The sequence below is a fragment of the Bradyrhizobium sp. Mp19 genome (assembly GCF_029952935.1).
In the GTDB taxonomy this organism is placed as follows: Bacteria; Pseudomonadota; Alphaproteobacteria; order Rhizobiales; family Xanthobacteraceae; genus Bradyrhizobium; species Bradyrhizobium elkanii.
In genome coordinates, this window is sequence record NZ_JASAUT010000064.1 from 1 (window position 1) to 19,274 (window position 19,274).

Consider the following 19,274-nt stretch of genomic DNA (forward strand, 5'->3'; position numbering starts at 1 on the left):
GCCACGCAAAAAAATGCCTGACACTGGCCTCCACCCGCGCACGCCCGATTGCGCAAAGCCCTCGCAAGCGGGAGAGGGAGCGCAGCTCCTTCGCGGCTGCTACGCAACTCTGTCTCATCAATGCTCTATTGACCCTTCCGAGATGCCCGATCACAACCGCCTCCCCGACCAGCTCCGCGCCGATCTGCGCCTGGTGTTCGTCGGCACCGCAGCGAGCACGCGGTCAGCCGCCGTCGGGCATTATTACGCGCATCCCGGCAACCGGTTCTGGCGCGCGCTGCACGAGGCCGGCATCACGCCGCGGCGCTATCGGCCGGATGAGTTCGCCGCGCTACTCGCGCTGGGCATCGGCTTCACCGATCTCTCCAAGACCGGCGCCGGGATGGATCACGAGATCAACAGGCAATCGTTCGACGTGGTGGGCTTCCGGGCGAAGATCGAGACCTATCGGCCGAGCACCGTCGCCTTCACCAGCAGGAAGGCGGCCAGCCTGTTTTACAACAGGCCGACCAGCGCGCTCGTGCTCGGCCGGCAGCCGCGCATGAGCGGTTTTCCCGAGGTGTTCGTGCTGCCGTCGCCATCAGGCGCGGCGTCCGGGCATTGGACCTTACAGCCGTGGCGCGAGCTCGCCGAGTGGATCACCGAATCGTAGGATGGGTAGAGCCAACGGGTCCGCGCAAAGCGCGGCCCGATGATAAACTCCGCGAAACCCATCATCTCTCCCGGCGTACCGAGGTCGATGGGTTTCGCTTCGCTCTACCCATCCTACGAGATCGCTACGAGACCGCCCCTTATTCCTTCAACGTGATCGCAAGCCCGCTGAGGTCGACATTGGCCATCAGGCCGACCTGCTTGCCGCTCAGTTCGAGCACCGCGCCGTTCGGGTTGGTCAACAAGATGCCGCGCACGCCGGCGCCGAGCGCAACGCCCATGCCCGCCGCGGCATAGACGCCGTTGATGTCCTGCGGACGGCGGATGTTGCGCACCCGCCCCTGCAACGTGGTCTGCGAGCCGCCGAACACGAGGCCATAGTCCAGCCCGCCGGCGGTGAGCCCATAGGTCTGGCCGTGGAACGTCATGACACCCTTGCCGGCGGAGCCGCCGAACACCCAGCCGCCCTTGAAGATCACGAGCGTCACCGCGCCCTCGTCAGCCAGGGCGGCGGACGTTCCGGTGAGCAGCGCCAGCGCGAGCAGCGCGGCGCGGGCGACGGATGGCAATCTCATGGGAGTTCTCCGGACGAAGTGAGAGCGAATCGCGGCAACCCAACCGACCGGCGGCACCACTGAAATGCCGCGAAACATGCGGGATTGCGCTTGTTCCTGATGGTGCGGAGTCTATCATCGCCTCCGCAGCCGCGCGACCATTGGCGCATGCGCGCCCACCGCTTTGCCGGACCGCTGAGGAGTTTGCGCAACAGGGATCTGCACCGATGCACGATTTCACCCCACTTTCCGGCCTCGCCGGCGGCGCGCTGATCGGGCTTGCCGCGGCGCTCTTGATGCTGCTGACCGGGCGAATCGCCGGGGTCACCGGCATCGTCGGCGGCGCGCTGCAGGCCGATACCGCCGACCGTAGCGCCGATCGTTCCTGGCGCATCGCGTTCATCGCGGGACTGATCGCAGCACCCCTGATTGCGGCACTGTTCGGCGCGCCGCTGCCGCGGCCGGCGATGAATGCGAGCCTTGTGGTGGTCGCGATCGCCGGACTGCTGGTCGGGTTCGGCACAAGGTTGGGCAATGGCTGCACCTCGGGCCACGGCGTCTGCGGCTTTGCGCGGCTATCCGGCCGTTCGATTGCGGCAACATGCATCTTCATGCTGACGGCGATCGCGACGGTCGCAATCGTCAGGCACGGGATCGGAGGCTAGCGATGCCGGTGCTTGCCAGTTTTGTCTGCGGCCTGATCTTCGGCGCGGGGCTTCTGATCTCCGGCATGACCGATCCGCAGAAGGTGCTCGGCTTCCTCGATCTGTTCGGCGCGTGGGACGCGACGCTCGCCTTCGTGATGGCGGGCGCGGTTGCGGTTGCAGCAACCGGCTTTGCGGTCGCACGGCGGCGCGCCGCGCCCGCCTTCTCGGCGCGCTTCCTCTGGCCCGACCGCCGTGACATCGATGCGCCGCTGGTTGCCGGCGCGGTGCTGTTCGGCATCGGCTGGGGCCTCGTCGGCATCTGCCCCGGGCCGGCACTGGTCAATCTCGCCGGCCTCTCGCTGCCGATCGTGGTCTTCGTTGTCGCGATGCTCGCAGGCATGATCGGCCAGAATCTCTTCGGCAGGAATCTTTGGCGCCGGCGTGCAGCGGCGCCGCGCGCCATCGAAACTTCTCCCCTTCCATCTCACGCAGACGGGTGACCCAATGACTGAAAAGACAGCTATCAAGCACTTCCCTCCTCCGCCCGGCGTCCAGGCGCCGCCACTCTCGTTCGGCGCCCGCGTCGGCGATTTGTTGTTCATTTCCGGCATTCCCGGCTTCGACGCCAATCGCGAGCTGCCCGACGGCTTCGAGGCGCAGTTCGCCAATGTCGTGACCAATTTCAAGCGCGTGCTGAATGAAGCGGGCGCGACGATGCGCGATCTCGTCAAGGTCAACGTGCTGCTGACGCGCGCCAGCGACGTCGCGACGATGAACGCGCTGTATGCCGGCGCGTTCGGCCCCGCCCCCTACCCCGCGCGCACCACCTGCGTGGTGGTGGCGCTGCCCAATCCGAAGATGCTGATCGAGATCGAGGGCGTGGCACACGTGAAGGGGTGACAACTCTCTCCGTCATTCCCCGATGCGCAATTGCGCATCTGAGGGTGTGCCACTTGCGCGAGCCCGGAATCCTCAGGCCACGCAGCGTGTAGCGAAATGGATTCCGGGTTCTCGCTTCGCGAGCCCCGGAATGACGAGTGGAGAGAGCGGCGAAACGAAATGCAAAGCTCGGGCAGATCATGTTGCGAGAATGTCGAAGTTTGATCCACTGCCCGTGCAACATATTCAGTGTCGTCCCGGCGAAGGCCGGGACCCATAACCACAAATCTCAATTGGTTTGCGAAGCTGGAGCTACAGCGCGCTTCAACAATGCAGCCCTGTGGTTATGGGTCCCGGCTTTCGCCGGGACGACGACGTGGAGAGAGCTGCGCTTCAATCCCGGCCCCAGCTACGCAGACATTCGCTAAAACAACGACCCCTGCCCGTCGTCCTCCCGCGCAGTCGCCTTTCTTGGCGCGGCCTTCTTCGGCGCCGGCGCGTCCTCCGCGGCGATCTCCTCCGCCGTCATCGGCAGCAGCAATTGCGCATCATCGTTGGCGACGGCGTTGACGCGCATCGTCACCTGGTGCCAGGCGAACTCGCCGACCTCGGGACCCTTCAGTATCGGCATCACGTCGTCGACATCATTCGGCAGGCAGTCGAGCCAGCGCGTGAATTGCTCGGGCCTGATCGTGACCGGCACGCGGTGATGCAATTGCGCGAGATCGGGGCTGGCCGGCGCAGTGACGATCGCAACCGTGTCCTGCTCCTCGCCGTTCGGCCCCATCCAGGTCTCGGCGAGCGCGGCGAAGGCGAGCGGGTGGCCGTCGCGGCGATGGATGAAGAACGGCCGCTTGCGGCCGCCGGCATCTTGCCATTCGTAGTAGCCGTCGGCCGGGATCAGCGCGCGGCGCCGCTTGATCGCATTCTTGAAGGCGGGCTTCTCGCGCACCGTCTCGGAGCGCGCGTTGATCAGGAGCGAGAAGGTCCTGGGGTCCTTGACCCAGGACGGGATCAGGCCCCAGCGCATCAACTGAAAATGCCGGCCGCCATTCTGCAGCAGCACCACCGGGATCGGCTGGGTCGGCGCAACATTATACCGTGGCGGAAAATTCGGCTGCTCGATATAGCCGAACATTTCGCGCAAGGCCGCCGGCGGCGAGGTAATGACAAAGCGTCCGCACATTTGCCGTCCAGAATGGTATCCGTTTATTCTGCCTTAACTTGGACCGTTAAAGACTGCGATCAATGACCTCAACGGCCGCCATAGCGGGCTCTTCCCCGCGACCGACGTACCCCGACGAGGCGCGGGCGGCGCTGTTGCGCGCCGCCAACATCAATCCCCGCACCGGGCTTGCCACCGACTACCTCAATCACTTCAACGAAGCCATCATGCTGCTGGAGATGGTCCCGGACCTGCCGGAATGCGCCAGCGATTTCCTCGAATGGCAGCCCCTGTCCTATGCCGAGCATTTCACCGCGTCCAATTTCCGGGCGCGCGATCTCGCGATCGAGGCCTATGAGACCGCGGATACCGCAATCCGGGCCGAATTCGACCAGCTCACCGACAGCATGACGAAGATCCTGACCGAGGTCGGGGCGGCGATGCGGCAATTGCAGCAGGACAAGAGCCGGATCGTGCTCGCGGAGCAGGCGATCGTCTGGGTCAAGCCGCTGGTGATGCAGACCGCCGGCATCATCAACGGCGCCGCGGAGGCCGATGTCGACAGCATCATGGCGGGCGCCTGAGATATCGGGCATGATGGCCTTCACAACCGGCTGCCAATCACCTTGACCTCTCCCGAACCTCCGATCCGCCCGCAGCTCGCCGTGTCCGGCGTGATTTTCCGTGACGGCAAGGTGCTGCTGGTGCGCCGCGCCCGTTCGCCGGGCAAGGGCTTCTATTCGCTGCCCGGGGGCCGGGTCGAGTTTGGCGAAACGCTGCACACCGCCCTGTACCGGGAGATCGACGAGGAGACCGGCCTCAAGGTCGAGATCGTCGGCCTTGCCGGCTGGCGCGAGGTGCTGCCGACCGGCCCCGGAGGCGGGCACTATCTGATCATGACCTTCGCCGCGCGCTGGGCATCCCGCGAGCCCGTGCTGAACGACGAGCACGACGATTTCAAATGGCTGGCGCCGGAGGAGATCGGCGACCTCAAGGTCACTGGCGGACTGCATGAGGTCATTGCGGCCGCCCGGCGGCTGGTTTGAGGCCCGTTTTGGCGGCTTTGGCGGGCCCTGCCGCCTTGCCTCGGGCGCATTGAGGGGGCATACCACCGCCATTCCGGAACCCCTGATGATCAGAGCCTTTCTCGCCGTTGTGATCCTGATGTCGGCATGCCTTGCGACGCCCGCCCGGGCGCAGGACGCGGCTGCGCCGTTCGACGGCGATTTGCAGCGGCTGGCCGAGATCCTCGGCGCCCTGCACTATCTGCGCGGCATCTGCGGCTCCAACGAGGGCGCCAAATGGCGCAACGAGATGCAGGCGCTGATCGATGCCGAGACCCCCTCCGGCGACCGCCGCGCCCGCATGATCGCGGGCTTCAACCGCGGCTATAACGGCTTCCAGCAGACCTACCGGACCTGCACGCCCGCGGCCACGGTTGCGATCCGCCGCTACATCGAGGAGGGCTCGAAAATCTCCCGCGACCTGACGGCCCGCTATGCCAACTGAACGGGCGATCTTCTTCGACCTCGACGGCACCCTGACCGACCCGAAGCCCGGTATCACCGGTTCGATCCAGTACGCGCTGGAAAAGCTCGGCCGGCCGGTTCCCTCGCAGGATGACCTGACCTGGTGCATCGGGCCGCCGCTCAGGGCGAGCTTTGCGATGCTGCTCGGCGGCGAGGAACTCGCCGATCGCGCGGTCGAGCTCTACCGCGAAAGGTTCGGCGATGTCGGGCTGTTCGAGAACGCGGTCTATCCCGATATCGCGGAAGTGCTGGCCGAGCTGCGCCGGCGGCCGGGCCGGATGTTCGTGGCAACCTCGAAGCCGCATGTGTTCGCGACGCGGATCGTCGCGCATTTCGGCCTCGGCGGCTATTTCGACCACGTGTTCGGCTCGGAGTTCGACGGAACCCGGGTCAACAAGGTCGACCTGCTCGGCTATGCGCTGGCGCAGACCGGGGCCGATCCGGCCAAATCCCTGATGATCGGCGATCGCAGCCACGACGTGATCGGGGCGAATCGAAACGGCATCCGGGCGGTCGGCGTCACCTATGGCTACGGCACGCCGGAGGAGCTGACCGAGGCCGGCGCCAGCCATCTGTGCGCCACGCCGCGCGCGGTGCTCGACCATATCCACAGCTCATTCGGCTGATCGAGGCCCGGATATCCGGAATTCCCCTTTAAATGCCGAGGCGGCCGTTAACCTTTTCGAAAGATGTGGGCTAGGCGGTACCCGCATGCGTGATACATCTCGCGGGTCGCAGTGGTTCGCTCCTCGGACCGCGCGCATCCATTTTGCAGAGTTTCATGCGCCATCCAGCGTCCTTCCCCCATCACCAAGACCCGCGGCCCGACCATGAGCAGAAACAGGCCGCGCTGGGCTACCTGAACGAGGCCTGGGCTGAAGCGCGTCACGACGGCGTCGATGGCGACTGCCTCGCGCAGGCGAGCCTGTTTGCGGCGCTCGCCGAGCTCGTCGGCACCTATGGCGAGGACGCGGTGGCGAAATTCGCCGAGGGCCTCGCCGCGCGCGTGCGCAACGGCGAGTTCTCGCTGGCATTGGCCAGGCAGTAATCCGGCAAAGCGTTTTCGAGCGAAGTGGGCACCGGTTCGCGTAAAGAAAACGCGTCAAACAAGAATCTAGCGCACTTGATGCGCTAGGCCTTCAGCGTCTCGAGGAACCGGACCGGTTCACCGGTGGACGGTGTCGTGACTTCGCCCTGCCACATCACCCGCCGGCCGCGCACGAAGGTGCCGACCGGCCAGCCCTGCACCCGCACGCCGTCATAGGGCGTCCAGGCGGCGCGCGAGGCGATCCATTTGTTGGTGATGGTCTCGCTGCGCTTCAGGTCGACGATGGTGAAGTCGGCATCGTAACCCGCCGCGATGCGGCCCTTGCAGGCGATGTTGAACAGGCGCGCGGGCCCCGCGCTGGTGAGATCGACGAACCGCTGTAGCGACAGCCGCCCGGCATTGACGTGATCGAGCATCAGCGGCACCAGAGTCTGCACGCCGGTCATGCCCGATGGCGAGGCCGGATAGGTCTTGGCCTTCTCCTCCAGCGTATGCGGCGCGTGGTCCGAGCCGAGCACATCGATAATGCCCTGCTCGATGCCGTACCAGATGCCGGCGCGGTGATCGGCCGAGCGCACCGGCGGGTTCATCTGGGCCAGCGTGCCGAGCCGCTCGTAGCACTCCGGCGCGGCCATGGTGAGGTGGTGCGGCGTCGCCTCGCAGGACGCGACATCCTTGTGGTCGCGCAGGTACAGAATCTCTTCCTTGGTCGAGATGTGCAGCACGTGGATGCGCTTGCCGGTCTCGCGCGCCAGATTGACCAGGCGCTCGGTCGCCATCAGCGCGGCGGTCTCGTCGCGCCACACCGGATGCGAGCGGGGATCGCCCTCGATCCGCAGCGGCTTGCGCTCGTTGAGGCGGTATTCGTCCTCGGCGTGGAACGCGGCGCGGCGCCGGATCACCTGGAAGATCCGCCGCAGGCTTTCGTCGTCCTCGACCAAGAGCGCGCCGGTGGAGGAGCCGATGAACACCTTGACGCCGGCGCAGCCCGGGGCGCGCTCGAGCTCCGGCAGATCCCGCACGTTCTCGCGGGTGCCGCCGATGAAGAACGCGAAATCGCAATGCATGCGATGGCGGCCGCGCTCGATCTTGTCGGTGAACGCCGCTTCCGTGACCGTCAGCGGATTGGTATTCGGCATCTCGAACACGGCGGTGACCCCGCCCATCACGGCGCTGCGCGAGCCGGTCTCGAGGTCTTCCTTCTGGGTCAGCCCGGGCTCGCGGAAATGCACCTGGGTGTCCATCACGCCGGGCAGGATGTGCAAGCCCTTGCAGTCGATCACCTCGCCGGCCGAAGCCCGGCTGAGCGAGCCGATCGCGGCGATGCGGCCACCCGCGATACCGATATCGCGCACGCCCTCGCCGTCCTGATTGACCACGGTGCCGGATTTTAGAATGGTGTCAAAATGCTGATTCATCGGTCCTCGACGCCCGCTTTCGGCTGTCGCGCGGGCCTTGTTCGGCGCACTCTAGCGCCTTAGCTTGGCAGGGGATATCGCGGCCTGCGCGTTTCCCAAGGAACTTGGAAAAAGAGCCAATTTTGCGAATGAAAGCAGCGTTTCTTCCAGATCGGGGCGTGGTCAAGGTCTCTGGCGAGGACGCCCGCAACTTCCTCAACGGCCTCATCACCGCCGACATCGCCGAGTTGCGCGCGGGACAGGCCCGGTTTGGCGCGCTGCTGACGCCGCAGGGCAAGATCATCGTCGATTTCCTGATCACCGAGATACCCTCAGGCCATGGCGGCGGCTTTTTGATCGACGCACCGCGCGCGCTCGCCAAGGGCCTCGCCGACAAGCTCGGCTTCTACAAGCTGCGCGCCAAGGTCGTGGTCGAGAACCTTTCCGACAGCCTCGGCGTGCTTGCCGCCTGGGATGGCGAGCCGGCGGCGACACCGGATCTCGCGTTCGCCGATCCGCGCAACGCAGCGCTCGGCTGGCGCATCCTGATCCCGGAAGATTTGAAGCAGAAGCTCGCTGAGCTGATCGGTGCCGACCTCGTCGATAGCAGCGCCTATGAGGCGCATCGGATCGCCACCGGAGTGCCGCGCGGCGGGCTCGACTTCATGTATGGCGACGCCTTCCCGCACGAGACCAACATGGACCGCCTCAACGGCGTCGATTTCGACAAGGGCTGCTATGTCGGCCAGGAGGTGGTGTCGCGCATGCAGCACCGCGGCACGGCGCGCACCCGCACGGTGAAGATCGTCCTAGACGGCCCCGCGCCTGAGGCCGGCGCAACGATCCTGGCCGGCGACAAGCAGGTCGGCACCATCGGCTCGACCGCCGGCGAGAAAGGTCTCGCGCTGGTCCGCATCGACCGTGTCGCCGACGCGCTCGACGCCGGGCTAGCGCTGACCGCGGGCGGGCTGTCGCTTCACCTTGCCGAACCTGACGCCGTCCGCATCACACCCAAGCACACCGTCGCATGAGCCGTACCGCGCAACTGCATCCCGATGGCAAGACACGATGCCCCTGGCCGGGCGAGGATGCGTTCTACGTCGCCTATCACGACAATGAATGGGGCGTGCCGGAATATGACGACCGCGCGCTCTATGAAAAGCTGATCCTCGACGGCTTCCAGGCCGGCCTGTCCTGGATCACGATCCTGCGCAAGCGCGAGAACTTCCGCAAAGCCTTCGACGATTTCCAGCCCGAGAAGATCGCGCGCTACACCGACAAGAAGGTGCATGCGCTGATGAACGACGCCGGCATCGTCCGCAACCGCGCCAAGATCGAAGGCACGGTGGCGAGCGCCAAGTCCTATCTCGAGATCATGGAGAAAGGCCCCGGCTTCTCGAAATTCCTGTGGGATTTCGTCGACGGCAAGCCGAAGGTCAACCAGTTCAAGACCACCGCGAGCGTGCCGGCGTCGACGCCGGTCTCGATCAAGGTCTCCAAGGAGCTCGGCGCGCGCGGCTTCAAGTTCGTCGGCCCCACCATCGTCTACGCCTTCATGCAGGCGACCGGCATGGTCAACGACCACCTCGTCACCTGCTTCTGCCACGAGAGCTGCGGCGGCAAGCTCCGCACACCGCGGCTCAAGAAGAAATGACTGCGCGCAAATCGACGGAGACAACCCGCGCCTGGCAGCGGATGTTGTCCGGACGCCGGCTGGACCTGCTCGATCCGTCACCGCTCGATATCGAGATCGTCGACATCGCGCACGGGTTGGCGCGGGTCGCGCGCTGGAATGGCCAGACCAGCGGCGCGCACATCTTCTCGGTGGCGCAGCATACGTTGCTGGTCGAAGCGGTGATGCGCCAGCAGATGCCGCGCGTCGACATCAGCCATCGTCTCGCCGCACTGCTGCATGACGCGCCCGAATATGTCATCGGCGACATGATCTCGCCGTTCAAGGCGGTGCTGTCAGGCGAATACAAGGTGGTGGAGAAGCGGCTGTTGTCGGCGATCCATGTCCGCTTCGGCCTGCCCGCCGTGCTGGCGGACGAAATCACCCAGCAGATCAAGGCCGCCGATCGCGGCGCCGCGTATCTGGAGGCGACGCATCTGGCGGGATTTTCACAAGCCGAGGCGAAGCGGCTGTTCGGCCGCGATCCGGAACTGCCCGAAGCGACCGAGCGCGACTATCTGACGCCGTGGACCGCAGCGCGGGCCGAAAAGCAGTTCCTCGAACGCTTCAAGGCATTGCACGCGTCGTAGGAGCGGCACCCGTGCCGCGGTTGCGCCGCAAAACGAAGAATCGGCATGGCACCCCCGCCTTTGCCCACTCGGGAGCAGCCGTTATAATCCGGTACACCCGATAGAAGGACCATCATGCTTCACGTCTGCTCGCTTGCCGCACTCTCCGACACGGTTCGCGCCACTGGCGCCAGCCATGTGCTGACCGTGATGGCCAATGTCGACCAGGTTCAGCGGCCGCCCTCCGTGCTGCCGGCCAACCACCTGAAAGTGTCGATGGACGACATCATCGAACAGATGGACGGGTTCGTTGCGCCCAACGAGACGCATATCGAGAAGGTGCTGAGCTTCGTGCGCGGCTGGGATCGCCAAGCACCGATGGTGGTGCATTGCTACGCCGGCATCAGCCGCTCGACCGCGAGCGCATTTGCCACGGTCTGCGCGCTCAACCCGCACCGCGACGAAATGTCCATCGCCCGGATGATCCGCGAGGCCTCGCCGATCGCGGCCCCCAACCGGCTGATCGTCAGCCTCGCCGACAAGGCGCTGGGACGCGAGGGCCGTATGCTGCGTGCACTCGACGCGATGGGTCCCGGCAGCATGAGCGTCGAAGGCCGGCCTTTCCACATCGATCTGGACTAAGCGCGGCCGGTCACGCCCGATCGCTTGAACTTCCGGTCCTCCTCACTGCACTACTAGGTTGCGACGGGCCGCCGGCTGGCCAAGTCCGGCGCGTCCTGCCGGAGGCCCGATGTTCGATTCGCCGTTCGACTTCCTGACGCTGGTCCTCGCCATCGTCGCCATCATTTTCGCGCGCAAGGCGCTGGGCCGAATCGACCTGCTGCAGCGACGCCTGGATGCGATCGAGGCCGCGGGCGGCGGCGCCGTGCGGACGGTCGTGCCGCCGCCGCTGGCCCCGCTGCAGGAGTTCGAGCAACCGCTGCCGACGGCGCCTTCCGCCGCGCCGCCACCGCTCCCGGAGGCTGCTCCCGGCGAGCCGGCCGCGCAGAGCGAGCCAGCCGCGGACGCTGCAGGCGCCGCACCGCCGCCCCTGCCGGAGCCGCCAGCTCCGCCGCAGCCGGCGCCCGGCTTCGAGGAGACGCTCGGCACGCGCTGGGTGGTTTGGATCGGCGGCCTGACGCTCGCGCTCGGCGGCTTCTTCATGGTGCGCTATTCGATCGAGGCCGGGTTGCTCGGCCCCGGCGTTCGCACGATGCTCGGCGGATTGTTTGCGCTGGCGCTGCTCGGCGCCGGTGAATGGACCAGGCGCCAGGAAAGCATCTCCAATATCGCGGCGCTGCCGATCGCCAACATCCCGGCGATCCTCACCGCGGCCGGCACCGCGGTGGCATTCGCCACCGTCTACGCCGCCTATGCGCTGTACGACTTCCTCGCGCCGGCAACCGCCTTCATCCTGCTCGGCATGGTCGCGCTCGGCACGCTGGCGGCCGCGCTGCTGCACGGACCCGCGCTGGCCGGGCTCGGCATCGTCGGCGCCTTCGTCACGCCGCTCCTGGTGTCGTCAGACAAACCCGACTTCTGGTCGCTCTACATCTACCTCGCCATCGTCACGGCGGCGGCGTTCGGCCTCGCGCGCATCCGGCTGTGGCGCTGGCTCGCGGTCACGACGATCGCCTTCGCGCTGCTGTGGACCTTCCCATGCCTGGCGTGCGGGCCCGAGATGATCGCGCCGCACGTCTTCCATGTGATCGCAGGCTTCGTGCTGGCGGCGCTGCTCGTGGTCTGCGGCTTCATGTTCGGTCCCGACGGCGATGGCGAGGAGATCGAGCCGATCTCCTCGGGCTCGCTCGCCGCCTATCTGCTTGGCGCGATGCTGATCGTGCTCAACAGCGCCCACGCCGACACCGCGATGATCGGCTTTGCGCTGCTGACGGCCGCAAGCCTCTTTGTCGCCTGGCGCGCGCCCGCCGCCGCCGGAGCGATCGGCGCGGCATCGGTGTTCGTCTTCATCGTGTTCGGCGAATGGGCCGTGCGCCGCAACGTCGACATGCTGGTGCTGCCGGGCGGCGCGATCCCCGGCATCGGCCCGTCCGCGACCGATGGCTCGGTCTCGCTGCATCTCGTCACCGCGGCGATTTTCGCAGCCGCCTTCGGCATCGCCGGCTTCCTCGCGCAACTGCGTTTTGCCACGACGAAGATCACGGTGACCTGGGCCGCCGCGGCCGTGTTCACGCCGGTCGCGCTGCTGGTCGCGCTCTACGCACGCATCGCGCATCTCGACCGTTCGATCCCGTTCGCGATATCAGCCGTGATGCTGGCGGCGGCCTATGCAGCCGCGACCGAGGCGTTGACCCGGCGCGGCGAGCGGCCGGAGCTGTCGCCTTCGATTGCGTTGCCCGCCACCGGCGCCCTCGCCTCGCTGGCGCTGGCGCTGACCTTCGCGCTCGACAAGGGCTGGCTCACCATCGCGCTCGCGCTGGTCTCGATGGGCACGGCGTGGCTGTCGGTGCGGCGGCCAATTCCGTTCCTGCGCTGGCTTGCCGCGATCCTGGCCGGCATCGTCGTGCTGCGCATCGGCTATGAACCGCGGATCGCGGGCGACACCGTCGGCAGCACGCCGATCTTCAACTGGCTGCTGTGGGGTTATGGCGTGCCGGCGTTGTCATTCTGGGCGGCAAGCCATTTCCTGCGCCGCAACGGCGACGACGTCCCGCTGCGCATCGTGGAGTCCGCGGCGATCCTGTTCACGGTGCTGCTCGCCTTCATGGAGATCCGCCACGCGGTCAATAGCGGCGATGTCTACTACGCCAGCGCCGGGCTGACCGAGGTCGCACTGCAGGTCGGCGTGACGCTTGCGATGGCGATCGGACTGGAGCGGCTGCGCCTGCGCAGCGGCAGCATCGTGCATAATGTCGGCGCGATCCTGCTGACCGCGTTCGCCGGGCTTGCCAGCCTGTTCGGGCTGCTGGCGCTGGAGAACCCGATGCTGTGGTGGCAGGACGTAGGCGGCAGCTTCATCAACCTGCTGCTGCTCGGCTATGCGCTGCCGGCGGTGCTGGCGCTGCTGCTGTCCTATGCGGTGGCGGGCCATCGTCCTGCCGGCTACGCCAACACGATCGCCGCCGGCGCGCTGGTCCTTGCGCTCGCCTATGTCACGTTCGAAATCCGCAGGCTCTACCATGGACCGGTGCTGACGCGTGGCGAGACCACGGGCGCGGAGCAGTACACCTATTCGATCGCCTGGCTGATGTTCGGCGTCGCGCTGCTCGGCATTGGCGTCGTCGTCAACTCGCAGCGGGCGCGGCTCGCGTCTGCTGCGGTGATCGGGCTGACGATCCTGAAGGCGTTCCTGATCGACATGTCGACGCTTACTGGTGTCTACCGCGCGCTGTCGTTCATGTGCCTTGGCATCGTGCTGGTCGCGATCGGCTGGCTGTATCAGCGGATCCTGTTTCGCAGGCGGGCCGCTCCGCCGCTCGCGCAGGCCGAGGGTTAGAACCTGCCGTCCTGAAAGACAGCCTTCAGTCGACGGACTCGGCGACCAGTCGAATCCTGAACACGGGTTTTCTGCCCTCGTCGAGCAGCTCCATGTGCCATTCGCTGTTCTGCTTCAGATTGCGCGAAATGCTGCCGAGAAAATTTCCGCAGACCTTGGTCATCTCGGCCCAGGCCACGTCGCGGCTCTCAAACTCCGTCGCGTGGTCGGATGCACCAGCGTAATCGCCATCACTGATTCGAAAAAAATATTGCGCCATATGACTACTCAAAATCAGAGTCCCCAATGTCCCGCCTCGCGGCGAACGCCAGGTATTGAGTAGCGAGCAAGGCGTGGCGACCGCCATCCGTATGACTACGGCTTGGCGGCGCTATTCCCGCTAGCGCGCAGATGAAAGGTTAGTCGGTGGAGCGGCGCAATTCCGGCGCGCTCTCAACCTTGGCGGGCTCGGCCTTGACCGGCTCGAGCTTCGCGCTTCCGACCTGCGGCGTCTCAACGCGCGACACTTCGGTCTGCGAGGCATCCGCGGATCGGGTGCGCGGATGCAGCGAGCGCGGACGCGCCGCCGCGCGCGCCATCAGCATCTGCTGGCCGCCCTGGTGATGGAAATCGCAATAGGCAAAGCCCATGCCGGAGACCGAACCGCGGAACGTGCGGTCATCCTGCTTGTCGAGATTGAAGCACGGTTCGAACGGAATGCCCTTCAGGGACGCGCAAACGCTCTGACCGCGGATCTGCAGCGTGTTGCCGGGCAGGCGCACGTGACGGATCGGCCCCGAGCCGGAGAACTGGATCGAGCCTGTCGCACCCAGATCGTCGAGGATGCGGCCGGCGCCGCGGGTGCCATCGAAACAGGTGAACGCGAACACCTTGCCGGCGACGAACCTGCGGGCCTCATCGGCGTTCATCTGGCCCGCGAATGCCGGCACGACCATCGCTCCGGCCGTGACGGCCCCCAACACCAAACGCGCAAGCATGAGCTACTCCACTGACGAGCGCGGGCACCCGCTCCTTGTTGCGCATGATCCCCGCACCAACGCTTCTCGGCGTCTGCGCGAGGAAACCCGGCCCCCCGGGATCATGCCGCAAGTCTCTTTACCCGCTGCTTACCATACCAACAGTGGCAACATTGGAGCAGCTTGGTTGGTAAAGTCTGAACGTCCTCAGACTATTTTTACCACGATGCGGCCGCGGACCTGGCCACCGAGGATTTTCGCGCCAAAGCCGATGACTTCGTTCAGGGCGATTTCGTGAGTGATATCAGCCAGTTTCGCCTTGTCCAGGTCGCTGGCAAGACGGCGCCAGGCGGTCCTGCGCAGTTCGATCGGACACATCACTGAATCGATACCGAGAAGGCACACACCCCGCAAAATGAAGGGCGCGACCGACGACGGCAGGTCCATACCGGCCGCCAGACCGCAGGCCGCGATGGCTCCGCCGTACTTGGTCATCGACAGCAGGTTGGCGAGCGTGGTCGACCCGACGCTGTCGACGCCGCCGGCCCAGCGCTCCTTCGCCAGCGCCTTGGGCGCACCTGACAGTTCGGCGCGGTCGATCACCTCGGTGGCGCCGAGACCCTTGAGATAGTCGGTCTCCGACGTCCGCCCGGTCGACGCGATGACGTGGTAGCCGAGCTTCGAGAGCACGGCGATCGCCACCGAGCCGACGCCGCCGGCGGCACCCGTGACCACCACCGGGCCGCTCTTCGGGGTCAGACCGTGCTTCTCCAGCGCCAGTACCGAGAGCATCGCGGTATAGCCGGCGGTACCAACCGCCATCGCATCGCGGGCCGAGATGCCGTCGGGCAGCCGCACCAGCCAGTCGCCCTTGACCCGGGCCTTTTCGGCATAGGCGCCGAGATGGGTCTCGCCCATGCCCCAGCCGTTGCAGACGACCTTGTCGCCCGCCTTCCAGTCCGGATGGCTGGATTGCTCGACCGTGCCGGCGAAATCGATGCCGGCGATCATCGGGAACCGGCGCACCACCGGCGCCTTGCCGGTCAGCGCCAGGCCGTCCTTGTAGTTCAGCGTCGACCACTCGACGCGGACGGTGACGTCGCCGTCCATCAGCTCGGCTTCGTCGAATTGGGTGAGTGCGGCGGTGGTACCCTTGTCCGCCTTGTCGATCCTGATTGCCTTGAACGTTGCCACGATGTGCACTCCCCGTAATCTTGGTTTCGGGGAATGGTTTACCCCATCAGGCAGGCTGCGCAACCGGGCGGACGACGGGCTTTTCGACGATCGGCAGGTTGATCAGTGCCGACAGCACGCCAAACAGCACCGACAGCCACCAGATCGGGGTGTAGGAGCCATACTGCTCGAACACGATGCCGCCGAGCCAGACTCCGAGGAAGCCGCCAACCTGATGACTGACGAAGGCGAAGCCGTACAGCGTCGCAAACCAGCGCGTGCCGAACATCAGCGCCACCAGCGCCGAAGTCGGCGGCACTGTGGAGAGCCAGGTCAGGCCAGAGATCGCGCCGAACGCGATCGCCGAGAAGGTCGTGATCGGGAACGAAATGAAGGCGATGATCGACAGCGCGCGGGTGAAGTAGATCACCGACAGGATGTAGCGCTTCGGGAAGACGTTCTGCAGCCAGCCGACGCTGAGCGAGCCCACGATGTTGAACAGGCCGATCGCCGCGATCACCCAGCCGCCGGTCGATGCCGGAATGCCGCGGTCGGCGAGATAGGCCGGCAAATGCACGGTGATGAAGGCGAGCTGAAAGCCGCAGGTGAAGAAGCCGAGCACCAGCAGCACGTAGGAGCGATGGCCGAACGCCTCCGCCAGCGCGGTCTTGAACGACTGCTGATCGGCGGGCGCGGCGTCATTCGTCTCCGCCGGCGGCGTCGAGAGCGCCAGCGACAGCGGCAGGATCAGCAGCATCAGCGCGCCGAATACGAGGAGCGCGGTCTGCCAGCCGAAATTGTCGATCATCGCCACGCCGAACGGCGCGAACAGGAATTGGCCGAACGAGCCCGCAGCGGTGCCGGCGCCGAGCGCAATGCCGCGCTGCGCGGGCGGCAACAGCTTGCTGAACGCCGACAGCACAAGGTTGAACGAGGAGCCCGACAGGCCGAAGCCGATCAGGACGCCGGCGCCAAGGTTGAGTGAGAGCGGCGTCGCCGAGTAACGCATCAGGAGCAGGCCCGCGGCGTAAAGCAGTGCGCCGACGACCATCACACGCAGCAGGCCGAAGCGGTCGGCAATCGCGCCGGCGATCGGCTGGCCGAGCCCCCACAACAGGTTCTGCAGCGCCAGCGCGAGGCCGAACACGTCGCGGCCCCAGGTGAATTCATGGCTCATCGGCTGCACGAAGAAGCCCAGGCTGGAGCGCGGGCCGAAGCTCAGCAGCGCAATCGCGCAGCCACAGACGATGATGACAAGCGGCGTGCGCCACGTGCCCGACGTCGGTCGAAGATCCCCGGTGGTAACGGCCATCTTGTCTTCCCCAGCAACTGCTGCGCGGGGAGCCGCCCCGCCGAACATTACGGGGAATTAATGCAGGTGCATGAAAACCCCAAGAGGGGCCGGAGAAAAATATTCGCCTGCAGGGCTGCTCTGCAGAATCGGAGAGGATGATGACCGTCATTCCGGGGCAGGCCCTGCCGGCCATCCCGGAACGACGTCGTGAGGTTGCGACGCGTCTGCCCCGAATATCGCGACGGCTCAGGCCGAATGGCGGGGAACGTTGCCGTCTCCTTCCCCCTGAAAGGGGGAAGGTCGGGATGGGGTCAGCCACAAGCATCGCCGCTCGCGGAGGGACCAGATCCCCACCCGCTTTGCTCTGACGAGCAAAGCGACCTCCCCTTTTCAAGGGGAGGTTAGGTTGACAGCCCTATCGCCGGGCGCTGGCCTGCTCGGCCGAGCTCCGGGCTGCCTCGGCAAGCTGCGCCGAGATCTTGGCGGTCTCGGCCGGATTGCCCCAGCTCGGCGCGTCGCTGCCGTCGCCCCAGGCGCGCGGGCGATAGAAGGTGTGGACGCCGAACTTGTACATCTTCTTCATCTCGCTGACCCAGGACGGCCGCACCCAATAGGCGTGGTAGTGGGTCGAGCGGTCGACTTCCGGCAGCCACAATTCGCCGTCGAGCATCGCCTTCGCGATCTTCCTGGCGCGATCCCACATGTCGGGCTCGCGGACGACGTCAGCGATATTGTCGCAGGCGAAGGTGAACTGACAGGCGTAGTGGCGGTTCTTGTTCTGGTAGACCACGCCGCACACCGTCTCCGGATATTTGCCGGAGAAGGCGCGGTTCAGCACCACCTGGGCGACCGCGATCTGGCCACGCACCGCTTCGCCGCGGGCTTCGAAATAGACCGCCTCGGCGAGGCACTTCTCCGACTTGGCGCGCGACTTCTCGTCGAACAGGCCGAGCCGCTCCGCCGGCGTCTTGGTGTGCTGGTCGTCGGCATTGACCTCGCCCTTCGGCGCGATGCTCTCGCCCATCTCGCCGGCCTTGACCGGACCATCGGCATCGACCGGCAGTGATGCCATCACCTTCATGTCGGGATCGGGCGTTGCTGCCGGCGTCACGACAACCGGCGCCTCGCCGGGCTGCCAACGCTCGAGGTTCTCCGGCGTGCCGAGCGACGAGCCGAAGAACACGCTCGCGGTCTTGAATGCGAACGGATCGCGCTCGCGCGCCGCATCGGCGGGCGCAGCCGCGGGCTTCGCGGGCGCGGGTTTCAGATCGTCGAGCGGGTTGGCCTCGAGCGACAGCGACACGTCGTTCTGCTGCGGCGACGGCTTGACATATTGCGGTAAGGGCGGCGCGCGCAGCGCCTCCTGCAATTCAGGATCGAGCGGCGCGCTATCGGCCGGCGCGGTCGCGGTCTTCATGCCTTTGACCGACGAATTCGATGTCGCGGGATCTTCGTTCGCCGGCGCCGTATCTGCAGGCTCCGCAGGTTCGACCTGATCAGGCCGCCGGACGACGAGGCGATCGCCCTTCAGGGTGCGATCGACCCTGGGAAAATCGGATGCCTGGTAGCGCGGCGGCGGGGCTGTGATCGGATTGCGCGTCACCGTTCCGGTGATGTCGAGGTTCGAACTGTCCAGTCTTGCGAGCAGGATTTGCGGGGCTTGCGGCGCGGACGTGCCGATCGGACGGCCGAAACTGTAGGTCGCGACCTGGATGGAGCCGACGGCGGAGGCGAAGACGCGCTTCTGCCAGCGCTCGGCGACGCCGGGCTGCCGGGCCAGGAGCGAGGCAATATCCTGATATCCGATCTCGGTCGGCATAAGTGCGAAGATGCCAAGACCGAGACCGAAGAGCGCAAGACGTGCGCCCTTCGGCTGGTTACGCGACACAAACATCGTACGCTCACGCAACGCTTACTGAGTGCAATCGAACGCGGTACATCCGCGCAATTCGACCTTTCTCGTTGCTAAACCGTTTAGGTTGCCGCGGAGTTAATCGGCGTTGCTCGCGCGCTACACTCAAGCGATCGCAGATGTTTCGCATGTTGCATTGCGCGCCTTGGTAAACGCGTGGCGCATGAAAGTCGTAAACAGCAGGTCAACGAAGATGGTGAACAAGGTGTTGCACGCACGATACCTACCCGTCGTCATTGCGAGGAGCGACAGCGACGAAGCAATCCATGTCTCGGCGGTTGGAAACATGGATTGCTTCGCTTCGCTCGCAATGACGCTATTTGCACGCTGCCTCAACAAGCAAAATGGCCGGGACTGGGTCCCGGCCATTG

General features: G+C 65.9%; 23 protein-coding genes. 14 read left to right on the forward strand and 9 right to left on the reverse strand.

Features of this window, described 5'->3' with window-relative positions:
- Window positions 1-142 precede the first annotated feature (142 nt).
- Window positions 143-652 (forward strand): mismatch-specific DNA-glycosylase, encoded by a 510-nt coding sequence (locus QJT82_RS38340; RefSeq protein WP_028343734.1) that lies wholly within the window; start codon window positions 143-145, stop codon window positions 650-652.
- 139 nt (window positions 653-791) lie between these two features.
- Here the strand turns inward: QJT82_RS38340 and QJT82_RS38345 are convergent, their stop codons facing one another.
- Window positions 792-1,226 carry a hypothetical protein gene (locus tag QJT82_RS38345; RefSeq protein ID WP_028343733.1) on the reverse strand — a complete coding sequence of 145 codons (435 nt, stop codon included), beginning with the start codon at window positions 1,224-1,226 and terminating at the stop codon, window positions 792-794.
- 206 nt (window positions 1,227-1,432) lie between these two features.
- Between QJT82_RS38345 and QJT82_RS38350 the strand changes: the two genes are divergently transcribed.
- The 3 genes from QJT82_RS38350 to QJT82_RS38360 are packed head-to-tail and all read left to right on the forward strand — an operon-like array spanning window position 1,433 to window position 2,752.
- Entirely contained in the window at window positions 1,433-1,870 is a 438-nt protein-coding gene (locus tag QJT82_RS38350; protein ID WP_028343732.1) for a YeeE/YedE thiosulfate transporter family protein, read from the forward strand.
- Between the two features lie 2 nt (window positions 1,871-1,872).
- Window positions 1,873-2,352 carry a DUF6691 family protein gene (locus tag QJT82_RS38355; RefSeq protein WP_028343731.1) on the forward strand — a complete coding sequence of 160 codons (480 nt, stop codon included), beginning with the start codon at window positions 1,873-1,875 and terminating at the stop codon, window positions 2,350-2,352.
- A 4-nt stretch (window positions 2,353-2,356) separates the two neighbouring features.
- On the forward strand, window positions 2,357-2,752 hold the full coding sequence (locus tag QJT82_RS38360; protein ID WP_028343730.1) for a RidA family protein: 396 nt from the start codon (window positions 2,357-2,359) through the stop codon (window positions 2,750-2,752).
- 403 nt (window positions 2,753-3,155) lie between these two features.
- Here the strand turns inward: QJT82_RS38360 and QJT82_RS38365 are convergent, their stop codons facing one another.
- Window positions 3,156-3,917: an SOS response-associated peptidase gene (locus QJT82_RS38365; protein WP_028343729.1), complete on the reverse strand. Its 762-nt coding sequence runs from the start codon at window positions 3,915-3,917 to the stop codon at window positions 3,156-3,158.
- A gap of 62 nt (window positions 3,918-3,979) precedes the next feature.
- On the opposite strand from QJT82_RS38365, the gene QJT82_RS38370 reads away from it, so the two are divergent.
- From QJT82_RS38370 to QJT82_RS38390, 5 genes are all read left to right on the forward strand, one after another.
- Window positions 3,980-4,480, forward strand: a complete 501-nt coding sequence (locus tag QJT82_RS38370; protein WP_028343728.1) for a hypothetical protein — start codon at window positions 3,980-3,982, stop codon at window positions 4,478-4,480.
- Between the two features lie 42 nt (window positions 4,481-4,522).
- Complete coding sequence (locus QJT82_RS38375) at window positions 4,523-4,942, forward strand: NUDIX hydrolase (RefSeq protein ID WP_028343727.1); 420 nt, start codon at window positions 4,523-4,525, stop codon at window positions 4,940-4,942.
- A gap of 85 nt (window positions 4,943-5,027) precedes the next feature.
- On the forward strand, window positions 5,028-5,405 hold the full coding sequence (locus tag QJT82_RS38380) for a TIGR02301 family protein (protein ID WP_028343726.1): 378 nt from the start codon (window positions 5,028-5,030) through the stop codon (window positions 5,403-5,405).
- Complete coding sequence (locus QJT82_RS38385) at window positions 5,395-6,051, forward strand: HAD family hydrolase (RefSeq protein ID WP_028343725.1); 657 nt, start codon at window positions 5,395-5,397, stop codon at window positions 6,049-6,051. Before QJT82_RS38380 ends, QJT82_RS38385 begins: the two co-directional genes overlap by 11 nt.
- A 155-nt stretch (window positions 6,052-6,206) precedes the next feature.
- On the forward strand, window positions 6,207-6,473 hold the full coding sequence (locus QJT82_RS38390) for a hypothetical protein (RefSeq protein ID WP_028332620.1): 267 nt from the start codon (window positions 6,207-6,209) through the stop codon (window positions 6,471-6,473).
- An 83-nt stretch (window positions 6,474-6,556) separates the two neighbouring features.
- On the opposite strand, the gene QJT82_RS38395 is transcribed toward QJT82_RS38390, so the two are convergent.
- A complete protein-coding gene (locus tag QJT82_RS38395) occupies window positions 6,557-7,891 on the reverse strand; it encodes a dihydroorotase (protein ID WP_028343724.1) in 1,335 nt (444 codons plus the stop codon).
- 23 nt (window positions 7,892-7,914) lie between these two features.
- Here QJT82_RS38395 and QJT82_RS38400 point away from each other — a divergent pair, with 23 nt between their 5' ends.
- The 5 genes from QJT82_RS38400 (at window position 7,915) to QJT82_RS38420 (ending at window position 13,568) form a co-directional block, all read left to right on the forward strand.
- Entirely contained in the window at window positions 7,915-8,901 is a 987-nt protein-coding gene (locus QJT82_RS38400) for a folate-binding protein YgfZ (RefSeq protein ID WP_259245222.1), read from the forward strand.
- Window positions 8,898-9,524: a DNA-3-methyladenine glycosylase I gene (locus tag QJT82_RS38405; RefSeq protein ID WP_028343722.1), complete on the forward strand. Its 627-nt coding sequence runs from the start codon at window positions 8,898-8,900 to the stop codon at window positions 9,522-9,524. Before QJT82_RS38400 ends, QJT82_RS38405 begins: the two co-directional genes overlap by 4 nt.
- Complete coding sequence (locus QJT82_RS38410) at window positions 9,521-10,132, forward strand: HD family hydrolase (protein ID WP_028343721.1); 612 nt, start codon at window positions 9,521-9,523, stop codon at window positions 10,130-10,132. Before QJT82_RS38405 ends, QJT82_RS38410 begins: the two co-directional genes overlap by 4 nt.
- Window positions 10,133-10,246: 114 nt before the next feature.
- Window positions 10,247-10,753: a protein-tyrosine phosphatase family protein gene (locus QJT82_RS38415; protein ID WP_018273050.1), complete on the forward strand. Its 507-nt coding sequence runs from the start codon at window positions 10,247-10,249 to the stop codon at window positions 10,751-10,753.
- 109 nt (window positions 10,754-10,862) lie between these two features.
- Window positions 10,863-13,568 (forward strand): DUF2339 domain-containing protein, encoded by a 2,706-nt coding sequence (locus QJT82_RS38420; RefSeq protein ID WP_028343720.1) that lies wholly within the window; start codon window positions 10,863-10,865, stop codon window positions 13,566-13,568.
- A 25-nt stretch (window positions 13,569-13,593) separates the two neighbouring features.
- On the opposite strand, the gene QJT82_RS38425 is transcribed toward QJT82_RS38420, so the two are convergent.
- The 6 genes from QJT82_RS38425 to QJT82_RS38450 all read right to left on the reverse strand — a co-directional run bounded on the left by QJT82_RS38425 (window position 13,594) and on the right by QJT82_RS38450 (window position 19,272).
- Entirely contained in the window at window positions 13,594-13,827 is a 234-nt protein-coding gene (locus QJT82_RS38425) for a hypothetical protein (RefSeq protein ID WP_016844381.1), read from the reverse strand.
- Between the two features lie 139 nt (window positions 13,828-13,966).
- On the reverse strand, window positions 13,967-14,545 hold the full coding sequence (locus QJT82_RS38430; RefSeq protein ID WP_028343719.1) for a hypothetical protein: 579 nt from the start codon (window positions 14,543-14,545) through the stop codon (window positions 13,967-13,969).
- Between the two features lie 186 nt (window positions 14,546-14,731).
- Window positions 14,732-15,718, reverse strand: a complete 987-nt coding sequence (locus QJT82_RS38435; RefSeq protein ID WP_028343718.1) for an MDR family oxidoreductase — start codon at window positions 15,716-15,718, stop codon at window positions 14,732-14,734.
- Window positions 15,719-15,764: 46 nt separating this feature from the next.
- Entirely contained in the window at window positions 15,765-17,009 is a 1,245-nt protein-coding gene (locus tag QJT82_RS38440) for an MFS transporter (protein ID WP_028343717.1), read from the reverse strand.
- Window positions 17,010-17,406: 397 nt separating this feature from the next.
- Entirely contained in the window at window positions 17,407-18,885 is a 1,479-nt protein-coding gene (locus QJT82_RS38445) for a cell wall hydrolase (protein ID WP_028343716.1), read from the reverse strand.
- A gap of 123 nt (window positions 18,886-19,008) precedes the next feature.
- Window positions 19,009-19,272, reverse strand: coding sequence for a hypothetical protein (locus QJT82_RS38450; RefSeq protein ID WP_155258720.1), 264 nt, complete (start codon window positions 19,270-19,272; stop codon window positions 19,009-19,011).
- Between the last annotated feature and the right edge of the window lie 2 nt (window positions 19,273-19,274).